Below are 15,520 nucleotides of genomic sequence, written 5' to 3' on the forward strand. Positions count from 1 at the left end.
AAGTGGAAATCTTAGAAGGTGTGTTAACACAGATAAAGATAGATAGAATGGGTTTTAAGGAGAGATAAACAACATGTCCGGAAAAGATTTATCTGTATTACTTAGTGTTATCTTAATAGTAGCAATGCTGATCATTCCGTTCCCGGGCTGGTTATTGAGCTTTTTAATTATTATTAATATTTCTCTTGCGTTATTGGTCATTCTTACGTCAATGAATATGAACGAGCCATTACAGTTTTCAATTTTTCCATCTTTAATACTGCTTTTAACACTTTTCCGTTTAGGGTTAAATGTTTCAACAACAAGAGCCATTCTTGCCGAAGGAGATGCAGGTAAGGTTGTTGAAACATTTGGTACTTTTGTTACCGGTGGGAATGTTCTTGTAGGTTTTGTTGTTTTTACTATCTTAATTGTGATCCAATTTGTTGTTATTACAAAGGGATCTGAACGTGTATCAGAGGTTGCTGCCCGTTTTACACTCGATGCAATGCCAGGTAAACAAATGAGTATTGATGCTGATTTAAATGCAGGAATGATCTCTGAACAACAGGCACGTGAGCGTCGAGATAAAATTGCAAATGAAGCAGATTTTTACGGAGCAATGGATGGTGCTAGTAAATTCGTTAAAGGTGATGCGATCGCTGGTATTATCATGGTTCTTATAAATATGTTATTTGGAATCATTATCGGTATGATGCAATTAGGAATGCCGATTGGTGAAGCGGCTTCTCATTTTACAATGTTAACAGTTGGAGATGGAATCGTGAGTCAAATACCTGCACTTCTAATCTCCACTGCAACAGGTATTGTTGTAACAAGAGCAGCTTCGGAAGGTAATCTAGGTACTGATATTACTTCACAACTTTTTGCTTATCCGAAAATGCTTTACGTAGCGGCAGGGACGATCTTTCTATTAGGAATCTTTACTCCAATCGGTATTTTATTAACATTACCGATCGCAGGTCTTTTAGCTTTTGGTGGCTATATGATTACAAGATCAAAAGCTCAAGAAATTCCGGATGAAGAAGAGTTGGAACAAGAAATAGAAATGGATGAAATGAAAAGCCCTGAGAGTGTGGTAAATCTATTGAATATTGATCCAATTGAATTTGAATTCGGATATGGATTAATTCCTCTTGCCGATACAAATCAAGGTGGGGATCTTTTAGACCGTGTAGTTATGATTCGTAGACAATTAGCAATTGAATTAGGTATCGTTATTCCTGTTGTACGTATACGGGATAACATACAGTTGCAACCTAATGAGTATCGATTAAAGATAAAAGGAAATGAATTAGCCAAAGGCGAGATTCTTCTTGATCATTATTTAGCAATGGCACCAGGAATTGAAGATGATTCAATTGAAGGAATTGATACCATTGAGCCTTCGTTTGGTTTGCCTGCAAAATGGATTACAGAAGAAATGAAGGATACGGCGGAAATGTATGGATATACGGTAGTAGATCCACCATCTGTTGTTTCTACACACATTACAGAGATTATTAAACAACATGCACATGAGCTATTAGGTCGACAAGAAACAAAACAATTAATAGATCACTTAAAAGAATCTTACCCAATTTTAGTGGAAGAAGTAACACCTTCACCACTTGGAATTGGGGATATTCAAAAAGTTCTTGCAAAGCTTTTGAGAGAAAAGGTATCTATTCGAAACTTACCAATTATCTTTGAAACATTAGCAGATTTCGGAAAAATGACTTCGGATACGGAACTATTAGGAGAATATGTTAGACAAGCGTTAGCTAAACAAATTACTTCCCAATATGCTGATCAGGAACAAATGATGAAGGTTGTCACCTTATCAGGTAGGGTAGAAAAACTTATAGCAGAAGGTGTCCAGCAAACAGAGCACGGAAATTATTTATCATTAAGCCCGGATGTTTCACAACAACTTATTGAAGCTATAGCAAAAGAAATTGAAATGCTATCACTTCAACAACAAACACCAATTGTATTATGTTCACCTGCAGTGAGAATGTATGTTAGACAGCTAACAGATCGTTATTTCCCTCAGGTACCTATATTGTCATATAATGAACTAGAAGCAAATGTCGAAGTACAAAGTATTGGGGTGGTAAACGTCGAATGAAGGTAAAAAAATATGTCGCACCATCTATGCAAGAAGCAATGAAAAAAATCCGTGCTGAAATGGGTAATGATGCAGTTATTTTGAATTCCAAAAGTATTCAAACAGGTGGTTTTCTAGGTCTTTTTACTAAAAAAAAGATCGAAGTGATTGCTGCTATGGATCCGGAAGTACAAGTAGATCAGCAGCCAAAGAAAGAAACAAAAGCAATTGTTCAAGAAAACACAGTACCACAAACAAAGTTCAATTCTGAGCCAGCAAATCAAAGCACACCAAAACCAGTTGAAAAAGTAACTGATCACAAGCCCCTTTTAGACGAAATAAATGAGTTGAAGCGACTTGTTCAAACCATTTCCAGTGATGAAAAAATGGGACAATACCCTGAACCGCTTCAACTAATTTTACAAAAGATGATTAAACAAGATATTAGTTCATCTATAAGAGCTCAAATTATGGGTGAACTTTTGGAATATTGGTATAACAAAAAGGGTGACGTCACAGTTGAACAGCTATTTAAGAAACAAATGGAACTCTTTGCTAGCCGTATTTCCAATCTTGAGTTTGGTGGTATTTCTTATAAAAAGAAATACATTAATGTTATTGGCCCAACAGGAGTAGGTAAAACAACTACCTTAGCGAAATTAGCAGCTGAATGTGTGTTACAAAAGAAGAAAAAAGTTGCTTTTATCACAACTGACACTTATAGAATTGCGGCTATTGAACAGTTAAAAACATATGCAAAAATTTTAGACGTTCCAATGGAAGTTTGTTATACAATTGAAGATTTTAAAGAAGCTAAAAAGAAACTTTCTATGTATGATTATGTATTTATCGATACTGCAGGACGAAATTTTTTAGAAGAAAAGTATGTTTCTGATTTAGAAAAGATTATTGATTTTAATGAGGAAATGGAAACGTATCTTGTTCTTGCTGCTACAGCAAAATCTTCAGATATGTTAGCGGTATATGAACAATTTTCTGTCATTCCAATAAGTAAACTTATCTTTACAAAGTTAGACGAAACAGCAACAAGAGGAACATTGTTTGATGTCATGATAAAGACAAATAAAGGGATTGCCTATACGACCCATGGTCAAGATGTCCCAGATGATATTGAAGCAGCTTCACGAGAACGTATAGTCGAACAAATGTTGAGGTAATCAAATGGTAAATGATCAAGCAGAACGTTTAAGACAAAGACTAAATAGCCTAAAATCTCAAGCCAAGTCAATTGCGGTAATGAGTGGAAAAGGCGGGGTTGGTAAATCAAATTTTTCCCTTAATTTTTCACTGGCTTTACAAAAAGAAAATAAACGAGTTTTATTATTTGATTTAGATATAGGTATGGGTAACATTGATATCCTAATAGGCGAAAGTTCGAAATATTCAATTGTTGACTTTTTCCAAAAAGATTTATCACTTACTGATATTATTTCAACTGGACCAGATGGATTGGAGTATATTTCTGGTGGTAGTGGGTTAGGAACTATTTTCAAACTTGATGAGACAAAGTTCCAACGATTTCTACAGCAGTTAGATCTCTTATTTAAAGTATACGATTATATCATCTTTGATATGGGGGCCGGAATTTCAGAAGATAGTTTGCGCTTTTTACTTTCTGTTGATGAAATTATTGTTATTACAACTCCAGAGCCGACATCAATGACTGATGCTTATTCAGCTATTAAACATGTGTGTCTGAACCACCCAACGATACCCTTTTCAATTGTAGTAAATAGGGCTTTCAACAAGAAGGTTGGTGACTCTACTTATAGCAGATTCGCACAAACGATTACCCAATTTTTGAGTCGCCAGGTTTCATTATTAGGTATCATACCTGACGATTCAACGATCATGAAAGCTGTTATTGACCAAAAACCAGTATTATTATATCAACCTAATTGTCAGGCTAGTAAAGCTTTAATAACAATTTCAAAGGATTTTATTCGAACAAAGTCAACTGATGTAGAAGTAGTTGATTCAACACCTTTTATATCGAAATTAAAAAATTTCTTCATGAAGGGTAGGTAAACAATAATGGGGAAAATACGAGTGCTGGTAGTGGATGATTCAGCTTTTATGAGAAAGCTTATTACAGATTTTCTAGTTGAACATGAGAGCATTGAAGTCGTAGGAACGGCTAGAAATGGTGAAGATGCGCTAGCAAAAATCGAAGAGATAAATCCTGATGTTATAACCCTTGACGTTGAGATGCCTGTTTTGAATGGACTCGAAGCTCTAAAGGTTATTATGAATAAATATCCTCGTCCGGTCATTATGCTTTCTAGTACTACAAAAGAAGGTGCTGAAAATACGATTTTATCCCTACAATACGGGGCATTTGATTTCATCACAAAACCTTCTGGGGCTATTTCATTAGATCTTCATAAAGTAAAGGAAGAATTGAAGGAAAAAGTAATCTTAGCTAATTCATCATGTCGAAATAAAAGAATAAGTCGATTTAGGGAAAAAAAGACTCCACTTACAGTGAATGAATATAGTAAAATAGACTCAACAGATTACAAAAGCCCTACTTCTTTCGACAAAAAACATCTTAAGTCATCAATTGTTTGTATAGGGACTTCAACAGGAGGACCTAGGGCTTTGCAACATGTATTAACAAAAATACCTGCAAACATTGATGCTCCAATCTTTATTGTTCAGCATATGCCTCCTGGTTTCACACATTCACTGGCTAGTCGATTGAACTCTATTTCTTCAATTGAAGTGAAGGAAGCAGTTAATGGTGAATTAGTAAAGAAAGGCACAGCTTATATTGCACCGGGTGGATCTCATCTTAAAATAGTAAAAACAGGCACATCACTTACTATTAAAATTGACCAGTCTGAAATAAAAAATGGACATCGTCCTTCTGTAGATGTGATGTTTGATTCTATTAGCGAACTAAATGATTACCGCAAAGTAGCTGTAATCATGACTGGAATGGGATCTGATGGTTCAGAAGGTTTGAAGAAGCTAAAGTCAACGGGAGTGGTAAAAGCTATTTCTGAATCTGAACAGACATCTGTTGTATACGGAATGCCTAAAGCAGCAGTGGCAACAAATCTGGTAGATAAAGTTGAAAATGTTGAGAATATAGCAGCGACTATTATGAACTTTTTGACAAATCAGCGTTAAAGAACATTTTTCGCTGTGTTAGTTTTGATGTGTATCATAATAATTTTTCCAAATATAAATAAATTACTTAACTTGATACTTAGGGGTGTTACCGTATGGAAATGAATCAATACCTAGAAGTCTTTATTGAAGAAAGTAAAGAGCATCTACAAGCTTGTAATGAGAAATTACTAGAATTAGAGAAAAACCCAACTGATCTATCAATTGTCAATGATATTTTCCGTTCGGCACATACACTCAAAGGAATGAGTGCAACAATGGGTTACGAAGATTTAGCTAGCTTAACACATCAAATGGAAAATGTATTAGATGCCATTCGAAATGAAAAACTATCTGTTTCTGCTGAAATTCTTGATGTTGTATTTGCTTCTGTTGACGATTTAGAGGAAATGGTTTTCTCTATAGCAGAAGGTGGAGATGGTAAGAAGGATGTTTCAAAAGTAGTTGAAATGTTGAAGAAAATTGAAAATGGTGAAGCTGTTGCAGAAGAGTCATCACCATCAAACGAGGTAACTCTTTCACAATCAATTCAAGATTATGATGATTATGAAAATGCCGTTATTCAGCAATCTAAAGAACAAGGATTTTCAGCATTTGAATTAACGATAACCTTAAGAGAAGATTGTTTGTTAAAAGCTGCTCGAGTATTTATGGTATTTGAAATTCTAGAGCAGGCTGGTGAAGTTATTAAGTCCGTTCCATCAGTTGATCAATTAGAAGAAGAAAAATTTGATCATCAATTCACTGTTGCAATTGTAACAAAGGATTCTTCTGAAGATATTCAAAATAAGGTAATGAAAGTTTCTGAAATTGATAGTGTAAATGTTCAACCAATAGTAGTAGTTGGAAAAAATATGAAACAAGCTCATGAAGAAACTTCTCAACAAGAATTAACGGTAGCTGAGGAAGAAGTAGTAAAACATGTACAAGCCAAAGAGCAGGTTAAAACAGCTACAAAGCAGGTTGCTGCTACAAGTACTAAGACAATACGTGTTAATATTGAACGTTTGGATATTTTAATGAATCTTTTCGAAGAATTGGTTATTGACCGAGGTAGATTAGAGCAAATTTCTAAAGATTTAAACAATAATGAGCTTAATGAAACTGTAGAAAGAATGTCTCGTATCTCTGGAGATTTACAGAATATTATCCTAAATATGCGAATGGTACCAGTTGAAACTGTGTTTAACCGATTCCCACGAATGATTAGACAACTTGCTAAAGATTTAAACAAAAAAATAAATCTTGAAATTTTCGGTGCAGAAACAGAACTTGACCGCACAGTAATTGATGAGATTGGGGATCCATTAGTTCACTTACTTCGAAATGCGATTGATCACGGTGTAGAAATGCCGGACGTTCGTGTGAAAAATGGTAAAAGTGATGAAGGTAATGTTGTTTTAAGAGCTTATCATAGTGGAAACCATGTTTTCATTGAAATCGAAGATGATGGTGCTGGAATTAGTCGTGACCGAGTCTTGAAGAAAGCATTAGATAGAGGAGTAGTAACAGAGCAGGTTGCTTCTACACTAACTGATAAACAAGTTTACGAATTGATTTTCTCTTCAGGATTCTCTACTGCTGATCAAATTTCAGATATCTCTGGTCGTGGAGTAGGACTGGATGTTGTAAAAAGCACGATTGAATCATTAGGAGGAACGGTATCAGTAGATGCTCAGGAAGGAAAAGGATCACTTTTCTCTATCCAACTTCCGCTTACATTATCGATTATCTCCGTAATGTTAGTTGAATTACGTAAAGAAAAATATGCAATTCCACTATCATCAATTATTGAAACAGCTGTTATTAAAAAAGATGAGATTCTACAAGCACATAATCAAAAAGTAATTGATTTCCGTGGGAAAATTGTGCCGTTAGTCTTCTTATCTGAAATCTTTGAAGTACCAGAAGAAAGCGAAAATGAAGATTTTGTTTCATTAATTATTGTACGTAAAGGTGACAAAATGGCAGCACTTGTCGTTGACTCCTTCATTGGTCAGCAGGAAATCGTTCTAAAATCTCTTGGAAATTACTTGAACTCAGTATTTGCCATCTCAGGTGCTACTATTTTAGGTGATGGTCAAGTAGCGTTAATCGTTGATTGTAATTCTTTAATAAAATAGTGACTTCATTTAGAACGTTTGTTTTTTAAGCTTATTATTTAAATCAAGATGCTGATATTTTCTTTTGAGAGGGGATTAAACGATGAGTGAACATATATCTGGTGACTTAAAAGTCATTGTTTTTCAATTACAAGATGAGGAATACGGAATTCCTGTACAACAAGTCCGTTCTATTGAAAAAGTTCAACATATTACTAGAGTTCCAAGAACAGCTTCTTATATTAAAGGAGTAATTAATTTACGTGGAGTTGTAACACCTATTATAGATTTACGCAAAAGATTTGGATTAAAAGACCTCGAAGATACTGAAAGTACAAGAATGATTATTGTTTCCAAAGAAGATATGGAAGTTGGGTTTATTGTAGATGCAGCAAATGATGTTATTGATATTCATCAGGACATTATTGAACCTGCACCAGAAGTTGTTGGGGCTGTGGAAGTTGAGTATATTCAAGGAGTAGCCAAATTAGATAAAAGGTTAATTGTTATGATTGATTTAGAACAAGTTCTGAAAAGTAATGACGAGCGTTCTCTTCTCGGTGTATAGAGGGAATTTAAATGGATTATATTAATTTTATTTCATCTACACATATCGATATTTTAAAAGAAGTAGGGAATATTGGTGCTGGACATTCAGCAACTTCATTATCGAAGTTGCTGGAAAAAAAGATAGATATGAATGTACCAGATGTTAAGATTGTTTCCTTTAACGACTTAATGGAATGGGTAGGCGGTCCTGACGTTGTCATAGCCAGTGTCTTTTTAAGGATTGAAGGTGATATCCCTGGCTCCTTATTCTTTGTATTAAGCATTGAACAAGCGGAACGCTTTATAAAACAGCTGATCGGCGATGATCAATTTTCGTTAAAAGAACCACCATATAATGAATTAGGATTATCTGCATTTCAAGAACTCGGTAATATTTTAACAGGATCATATTTATCATCATTATCTGATTTGACAGATTTAACAATCTATCCTTCAGTTCCTGCACTTACAATTGATATGTTTGGTGCTGTTATTAGTCACGGTTTAATTGAGTTATCACATGCGGGTGATTTTGCTATTATCATTGACACTGCAATTAAGGAAGAAGATCAGTTAGAAAAAGATTCAGTAAAAGGGCATTTCTTTCTCTTACCAGATCCAGATTCCTTTAAAAAGTTATTTGATGCGCTTGGTGTAAAAGATGAAGAATGAGTCAATTGAAATTGTTAAAGTTGGGATTGCTGATTTAAATATAGTGAAATCTCCACAGCGAATTCGCACCTCAGGATTAGGATCTTGTGTAGGTCTTATTTTATTCGATAGGATCTACCAAATAGCTGGACTTGCTCATGTTATGCTACCAGATTCAACACTGGCAAATCAGTCGTCTATTAATCAGGCAAAATATGCAGACACTGCTGTTCCATTACTAATCGACAAATTAGTAGAAGCAGGAGCAAAAATGAGGTCTTTACAAGCTAAGATGGCTGGTGGTGCTCAAATGTTCCAATTTCAAACAACTAGTGACATGATGAGAATCGGCCCAAGAAATGTAGAAGCAGTTAAAGAAGTTCTTAAATCATATAACATACCTTTACTAAAAGAAGATGTTGGTGGTAATAGCGGAAGAACCATTGAATTTGATCCAATAACATGTGAGTTAATGATTAGAACAGTAAATCAAGGTGTGAAAATTATTTAACTTATAAAAACCTAGCTTGTTATTTATTACTGGGTGTGAAAGTTTTTGAAAGATAAAATTGCTTTTCAATGAAACATATCTGTATCAGGGGGATAAAAATGACACTAATGACACTAACCGATGAACAAGTAATTTGGCAAAAATGGATAGATGTACGAGATTCTCATGCTGGTGATGCGCTCATCAAGAAATATATGCCCCTTGTTTCTTATCATGTTCAAAGAATTTCTATTGGACTTCCAAAGAATGTAAATAAAGACGATTTGATGAGCTTAGGCTTGTTTGGGTTATATGATGCATTAGAGAAATTTGACCCAAATCGTGATTTAAAGTTCGACACGTATGCTTCTTTCCGGGTGCGAGGAGCAATCATAGATGGCCTAAGAAAAGAAGACTGGCTACCACGAAGTTCACGTGAAAAGGCTAAACGAGTAGAAGCGGCGATTGATAAATTAGAGCAAAAACATTTGCGAAATATTTCCACGAAAGAAATTGCAAATGAACTTGGCTTAACAGAAGATGAAGTTATTGGTGTTATGAATGAAGGTTTCTTTGCAAATGTATTGTCTATTGATGATCAATTGTTTGATCAAGATGATGGCGAAAGTATTGGGTTTACTGTGAAAGATGATAACCAGGTAACACCGGAAGAAAAGATGATTAATGATGAATTAATCAGTCAGTTATCCGAAGTTATCACTCAATTAAGTGAAAAAGAGCAGCTTGTTATAAGCTTCTTTTACAAAGAAGAATTAACTTTAACAGAAATTGGTCAAGTTATGAACCTATCAACTTCAAGAATCTCACAAATTCATTCGAAAGCGTTGTTTAAATTAAGAAAAATATTAGAAAATGTAATACATTAATATTTTTGTTATGAATCATTAGTACAATCATGAGGTAAGCCAACAAGACTTTACAAACAAACATCAGTATTGTGCTTCGTAAAGGTGAGGACGATATGAGCTTAAAAAATATAGAAATGCAAATTGCTCTGCCTCGCACACATGATGCCGGGAAGATTCAAGAACAGCTCAATCAAAGAAATCAGATTAATCATGATCAACTTGCACATTCTATACAAAAGGAAGTAGACTTAAAAAGATCGCAGGTTCAGGAAAATCAAGAAAGTGAAAAGTTACAATTAAAAAAGGATCAATCAGAGCAACATCATAATCAGAAGAAAAAGAAAAAAGAAGAACAAAAACAAGAGGAGAATCCTGACCATCCCTATAAGGGGAAAACAATTGATTTTTTTGGTTAAGAGAGGATGCCTATGCCGACTATATTACTTTTGATAAGTTTACTACTTCATGTAGTAGCTTTTTATTTTATCGTTGTTCTTTATATGAAATACTCTACAATAAAAAATATATCTGATACACAGCGTCAGTTACTTGAAGAAACAGAAAATTCTATGACAAGTTTTCTTATTGATATTAAGGATGAGAATGACAGACTTATTGAAAAGTTATTGAAAACATCTAATTCAATTCCTCAAAAAAAAGAAGAACATCATTTTAATCCAAATAATCAAGATCAAAAAGCTAGTCATGTTGAAATACAAAAACCTGATAAACAAGTTGATAAACATGAACTTCCTGATTACTTATTAAATGTTGATCAAGTGGAGGATATCGTTGAAATTAATCAACCTAAACAACAAAAAAATCCATCTTTTGAAGAAAAAGCTATAAATCTTTATAAAGAGGGACATACTATTGAACAAATTGCGAAACGGTTGAATGTTGGTAAAACAGAAATCGAGCTTCTTTTAAAATTTCGTCAATTATAATTGAATCAAAGCGTTGTTTAATGAGTAATCAAATAATATTGTTAAGAAGTTTTACTTTACTCTTGAATGTGGTAGGTTAATATGGTATATTAATTTTTGGTGTTATTACACACGCTTATAGATTTAAGTATTGGTGCTGTTAACCTTATCATAATATTATATGCTTAAAGATAACAGTTATGCTTAGAGATGATATAAGCGGAGGAGATCAAAACCATTAGGAGGAACAAATTAATGTCAGTAATTTCTATGAAACAATTGCTTGAAGCTGGTGTTCACTTCGGTCACCAAACACGCCGTTGGAACCCAAAAATGAAACGTTACATCTTCACTGAGCGTAACGGTATCTACATCATCGACCTTCAAAAAACAGTTAAAAAGGTTGAAGAAGCTTACAAATTCGTTAAAGAACTTGGAGCTGAAGGTGGTACAATCCTTTTCGTAGGTACAAAAAAACAAGCACAAGATTCAGTTAAAGAAGAAGCAGAACGTTCTGGAATGTACTTTGTAAACCAACGTTGGTTAGGTGGTACATTAACAAACTTTGAAACAATCCAAAAGCGTATCAAGCGCTTAAAAGATATTCAAAGAATGCAAGAAGATGGCACTTTTGAAGTACTACCAAAGAAAGAAGTAGTACAACTTAACAAAGAGCTTGAGCGTCTTGAAAAATTCCTTGGTGGAATTAAAGACATGAAGCAATTACCAGATGCATTATTCATTATTGATCCTCGTAAAGAGCGTATCGCTGTTGCAGAAGCTCGTAAATTAAACATCCCGATCGTAGGTATCGTTGATACTAACTGTGATCCTGATGAAATTGATTACGTAATCCCTGCAAATGATGATGCAATCCGCGCTGTTAAGCTTCTAACTGCAAAAATTGCAGATGCAATTTTAGAATCTAAACAAGGTGAAGAAACTACACCTGCTTAATGTGCAAAAGGTGATAAGGGGGAATGACCTTTTATCACCTTTTTTTAAAGTAAGTTACATAAGAAATAACTAAATCTGGGCATCTTGGAAACCATAAGGAGAAACCTTAGGTCTCTTTAATAAACTGCCTATTGTTATCATATCCACTTATTTAAAATAATGGATGGTTAGAATCATTTAAAAACCCATATGACTTTAAGGAGGAATACCGTAATGGCAGTAACTGCACAAATGGTAAAAGAATTACGTGAAAAAACAGGCGCTGGAATGATGGATTGTAAAAAAGCGTTAACTGAAACTAATGGAGACATGGATCAAGCAATCGACTATCTTCGTGAAAAAGGCATTGCTAAAGCAGCTAAAAAGGCTGATCGTATTGCTGCTGAAGGTTCTACATTAGTTAAAGTAAACGGTAATGAAGCAGTAATCTTAGAAGTAAACTCTGAGACTGATTTCGTAGCGAAAAACGAAGGTTTCAAAGAGTTAATTAACGGTTTAGCTGATTTCTTACTTGAGAAGAAGCCTGCAGATGCAGACGCAGCTTTATCTGAGACAATGAGCAATGGCACAACTGTTGCTGATTACATCAATTCTGCAATTGCGAAAATCGGAGAAAAAATCACTCTTCGTCGTTTTACTGTATTATCAAAAACTGACAATGATGCATTTGGTGCATACCTACATATGGGAGGACGTATCGGCGTTCTAACATTACTAGAAGGTACAACAGATGCAGATGCTGCAAAAGATGTGGCAATGCATGCAGCTGCTGTAAATCCTAAGTATGTATCACGTGATCAAGTTTCTGCTGAAGAAGCTGAGCATGAGCGTAAAATCTTAACTGAACAAGCTCTAAACGAAGGTAAGCCAGAAAATATTGTTGCAAAAATGGTTGAAGGTCGTCTTGGTAAATATTTTGAAGACATCTGTTTACTTGACCAAAGCTTTGTTAAGAATCCAGATCAAAAAGTTAAAGAATTTGTTCAATCTAAAGGTGCAACTGTAAAAACTTTCATCCGCTATGAAGTTGGAGAAGGTATTGAAAAACGCCAGGATAACTTCGCTGAAGAAGTTATGAGTCAAGTTAAAAAATAAGTATTAATATGTACACAAATAAGTATTCATAATCGACGTTGTGTACAGATACATGTTTTTCTTATAATGGAAAAAGGGAACACAGCATGTGTTCCCTTCTTTTTAGAGAGATGGGACCTATCTAAAGCTATGTAGGATTAAAAAGAATCTAAGCCGAATAACACGGATAAAATAGAATTGAGAGTAAATACATCAGTTCATGTTAGTTACACATTAATATCCATGAAAAAAGCTTAGTATTTATTCATGCGGAACAGAGAGTTGGAGGTAATCATGAGTAAACCTAAATATCAACGTATTGTACTAAAATTAAGTGGTGAAGCACTTGCGGGTGATAATGGATTTGGAATAAATCCTTCAGTTATTCAGTCAATTGCTAAACAAGTGAAGGAAATTGCTGAACTAGATGTAGAAGTAGCTGTTGTTGTTGGAGGCGGAAACATCTGGCGCGGCAAAATCGGTAGTGAAATGGGAATGGACCGTGCAACCGCCGACTACATGGGAATGCTTGCAACTGTCATGAACTCGCTTGCTTTACAAGATAGCCTTGAAACACAGGGAATTCAAACACGTGTTCAAACATCTATTGAAATGAGACAGGTTGCCGAGCCATACATAAGAAGAAAAGCAATTCGTCACCTTGAAAAGAAACGCGTTGTGATCTTTGCTGCTGGTACTGGAAATCCGTATTTCTCTACAGATACGACTGCGGCATTACGTGCTGCAGAAATTGAAGCAGATGTTATTCTTATGGCGAAAAACAATGTGGATGGTGTTTATAACGCCGACCCTAGAATTGACAAAGATGCTGTTAAATATGAAACTCTTTCATACTTAGATGTACTTAAAGAAGGTCTTGCTGTAATGGATTCAACTGCATCTTCTTTATGCATGGATAATGATATCCCATTAATTGTCTTCTCAATTATGGAAGAAGGTAATATTAAGCGTGCCGTGATTGGCGAAAATATCGGAACAATTGTAAGGGGGAAATAATCTTGGCTAAACAAATTTTAGCAAACACAAAAGAAAAAATGGAAAAAGCTGTTGCTTCTTTAACTCGTGAGTTAGCTTCAGTAAGAGCCGGACGTGCTAGTGCAAACTTATTAGACAAAATTTCTGTTGACTATTATGGGGCTCCAACACCTGTTAATCAACTTGCATCTATTAGTGTGCCAGAAGCAAGACTTTTAGTTATCCAACCTTATGATAAAACTGTTTTAGGTGATATCGAAAAGGCTATTTTAAAATCTGACTTGGGTTTAACACCTTCAAATGATGGTTCTCTTATTCGACTTTCTATCCCTGCTCTAACAGAGGAAAGACGTAAGGAACTTGTTAAGTTAGTTAAAAAATATGCAGAAGAAGCAAAAGTTGCAGTGCGTAATATTAGACGTGATGGTAATGACGACCTGAAGAAATTGGAAAAAAACGGGGATATTACTGAAGATGAATTACGTGGCAACACGGAAGAAGTACAAAAGTTAACAGATGATTATATTGTGAAAGTTGATCAAGTTGCAAAAGATAAAGAAAAAGAAATCATGGAAGTTTAAGTGAAAAATCTGTACAATAGGTATGGAAAGACCCTCTAATGTTTACAGGGGGTTTTTTTGTTAAAGATAAGAGAATATGATATCTTTACTTAATATTGGTGTCTAGCTGAAGCGTATAGCCTCTTAAGGTCATAAGCCACAAATGAATTGAAGACAAAGAGTCTCTTCTATTCATTTGTTTCTTATGCTTGTGGGGGGCTGAGCAAGGCGTTTACGTTTTTCTTATAGTTTAACGTCATCATGGTAGAAAGAGATCATGAATTATTGGGTGATGGAGGAATCACATGCTCAACATATTAAAGAAATGGAAAGGAAACCCTCGGCCTTCCAATGAACAAACGTTAAGTAAAGAGGACATTTTAAAGGGAGAAATTCCAAAACATATTGCCATTATTATGGATGGAAATGGAAGGTGGGCAAAAAAACGTGCCTTACCTCGGATAGCAGGACATCATGAGGGCATGAAAGTTGTCAGAAAGATAACGAAACAAGCTAATTCACTCGGTGTTAAAACTCTTACTTTGTATGCTTTTTCAACTGAAAACTGGAAACGCCCTAAGGTAGAAGTAGATTATTTAATGAAGTTACCTGAAGAATTTTTAAATACTTATTTACCTGAGCTTATTGAAGAAAATGTACAGGTACGCATTATGGGGGATAAAAACAGACTCCCGGTGCATACATTAAGTGCTGTTGAAAAGGCTATAAATGAAACAAGTGATAATGATGGTCTTGTTTTAAATTTTGCTTTGAATTATGGCAGTCGTGCTGAAATTATTACTGCAGTTCAACAGATTGCTCAAGATATTGATAGTGGTAAAATAAACGGTAATTCAATTGATGAATCGCTTTTCTCCAATTATTTAATGTCTCAATCACTAGATGATCCTGACCTATTAATACGTACTAGTGGTGAAATCCGGTTAAGCAATTTTATGTTATGGCAACTAGCCTATACAGAATTTTGGTTCACTGAAGTATTATGGCCTGATTTTAATGAACAATGTTTTTTACAAGCAATACACACATATCAACAAAGAGGACGCAGATTTGGTGGCGTATAAAGGTGATGAAATTTTA

At 34.7% G+C, this 15,520-nt stretch carries 16 protein-coding genes; all 16 read left to right on the forward strand.

Annotated elements, in window-relative coordinates:
- Positions 1–73 precede the first annotated feature (73 nt).
- The 16 genes from flhA (at position 74) to COD11_RS08455 (ending at position 15,504) form a co-directional block, all read left to right on the forward strand.
- The gene (gene flhA, locus COD11_RS08380; RefSeq protein WP_098796310.1) at positions 74–2,110 is read left to right on the forward strand and encodes a flagellar biosynthesis protein FlhA; all 2,037 of its coding nucleotides are present in this window, start codon (positions 74–76) and stop codon (positions 2,108–2,110) included.
- Positions 2,107–3,267, forward strand: a complete 1,161-nt coding sequence (gene flhF, locus COD11_RS08385; RefSeq protein WP_098796311.1) for a flagellar biosynthesis GTPase FlhF — start codon at positions 2,107–2,109, stop codon at positions 3,265–3,267. The genes flhA and flhF overlap by 4 nt, the downstream gene beginning before the upstream one ends.
- 4 nt (positions 3,268–3,271) lie before the next feature.
- Positions 3,272–4,138 (forward strand): MinD/ParA family protein, encoded by an 867-nt coding sequence (locus tag COD11_RS08390; RefSeq protein ID WP_098796312.1) that lies wholly within the window; start codon positions 3,272–3,274, stop codon positions 4,136–4,138.
- A gap of 6 nt (positions 4,139–4,144) precedes the next feature.
- Complete coding sequence (locus COD11_RS08395) at positions 4,145–5,245, forward strand: protein-glutamate methylesterase/protein-glutamine glutaminase (RefSeq protein ID WP_098796313.1); 1,101 nt, start codon at positions 4,145–4,147, stop codon at positions 5,243–5,245.
- Between the two features lie 95 nt (positions 5,246–5,340).
- Positions 5,341–7,368, forward strand: a complete 2,028-nt coding sequence (locus COD11_RS08400) for a chemotaxis protein CheA (RefSeq protein WP_098796314.1) — start codon at positions 5,341–5,343, stop codon at positions 7,366–7,368.
- 82 nt (positions 7,369–7,450) lie between these two features.
- Positions 7,451–7,915, forward strand: a complete 465-nt coding sequence (locus COD11_RS08405; protein ID WP_098796315.1) for a chemotaxis protein CheW — start codon at positions 7,451–7,453, stop codon at positions 7,913–7,915.
- An 11-nt stretch (positions 7,916–7,926) separates the two neighbouring features.
- Positions 7,927–8,568: a chemotaxis protein CheC gene (locus tag COD11_RS08410; RefSeq protein WP_098796316.1), complete on the forward strand. Its 642-nt coding sequence runs from the start codon at positions 7,927–7,929 to the stop codon at positions 8,566–8,568.
- Positions 8,558–9,058, forward strand: a complete 501-nt coding sequence (locus COD11_RS08415; RefSeq protein WP_098796317.1) for a chemotaxis protein CheD — start codon at positions 8,558–8,560, stop codon at positions 9,056–9,058. Before COD11_RS08410 ends, COD11_RS08415 begins: the two co-directional genes overlap by 11 nt.
- Positions 9,059–9,156: 98 nt before the next feature.
- A complete protein-coding gene (locus COD11_RS08420; RefSeq protein ID WP_098796318.1) occupies positions 9,157–9,924 on the forward strand; it encodes a FliA/WhiG family RNA polymerase sigma factor in 768 nt (255 codons plus the stop codon).
- Positions 9,925–10,019: 95 nt separating this feature from the next.
- Complete coding sequence (locus tag COD11_RS08425; RefSeq protein ID WP_098796319.1) at positions 10,020–10,322, forward strand: hypothetical protein; 303 nt, start codon at positions 10,020–10,022, stop codon at positions 10,320–10,322.
- Between the two features lie 12 nt (positions 10,323–10,334).
- Complete coding sequence (locus COD11_RS08430; RefSeq protein WP_098796320.1) at positions 10,335–10,853, forward strand: hypothetical protein; 519 nt, start codon at positions 10,335–10,337, stop codon at positions 10,851–10,853.
- A 234-nt stretch (positions 10,854–11,087) separates the two neighbouring features.
- Positions 11,088–11,789, forward strand: coding sequence for a 30S ribosomal protein S2 (gene rpsB, locus COD11_RS08435; RefSeq protein ID WP_066337690.1), 702 nt, complete (start codon positions 11,088–11,090; stop codon positions 11,787–11,789).
- A 213-nt stretch (positions 11,790–12,002) separates the two neighbouring features.
- Positions 12,003–12,884 carry a translation elongation factor Ts gene (gene tsf, locus COD11_RS08440; protein ID WP_098796321.1) on the forward strand — a complete coding sequence of 294 codons (882 nt, stop codon included), beginning with the start codon at positions 12,003–12,005 and terminating at the stop codon, positions 12,882–12,884.
- Between the two features lie 273 nt (positions 12,885–13,157).
- Positions 13,158–13,880: a UMP kinase gene (pyrH, locus tag COD11_RS08445; protein WP_098796322.1), complete on the forward strand. Its 723-nt coding sequence runs from the start codon at positions 13,158–13,160 to the stop codon at positions 13,878–13,880.
- Positions 13,881–13,918: 38 nt separating this feature from the next.
- Positions 13,919–14,440, forward strand: a complete 522-nt coding sequence (gene frr, locus COD11_RS08450; RefSeq protein WP_373995113.1) for a ribosome recycling factor — start codon at positions 13,919–13,921, stop codon at positions 14,438–14,440.
- Positions 14,441–14,724: 284 nt separating this feature from the next.
- The gene (locus COD11_RS08455; RefSeq protein WP_098796324.1) at positions 14,725–15,504 is read left to right on the forward strand and encodes an undecaprenyl pyrophosphate synthase; all 780 of its coding nucleotides are present in this window, start codon (positions 14,725–14,727) and stop codon (positions 15,502–15,504) included.
- Positions 15,505–15,520: the final 16 nt, after the last annotated feature.

Origin of the sequence: Bacillus sp. AFS040349 (genome assembly GCF_002577655.1) — a bacterium.
In the GTDB taxonomy this organism is placed as follows: Bacteria; Bacillota; Bacilli; order Bacillales; family Bacillaceae; genus Metabacillus.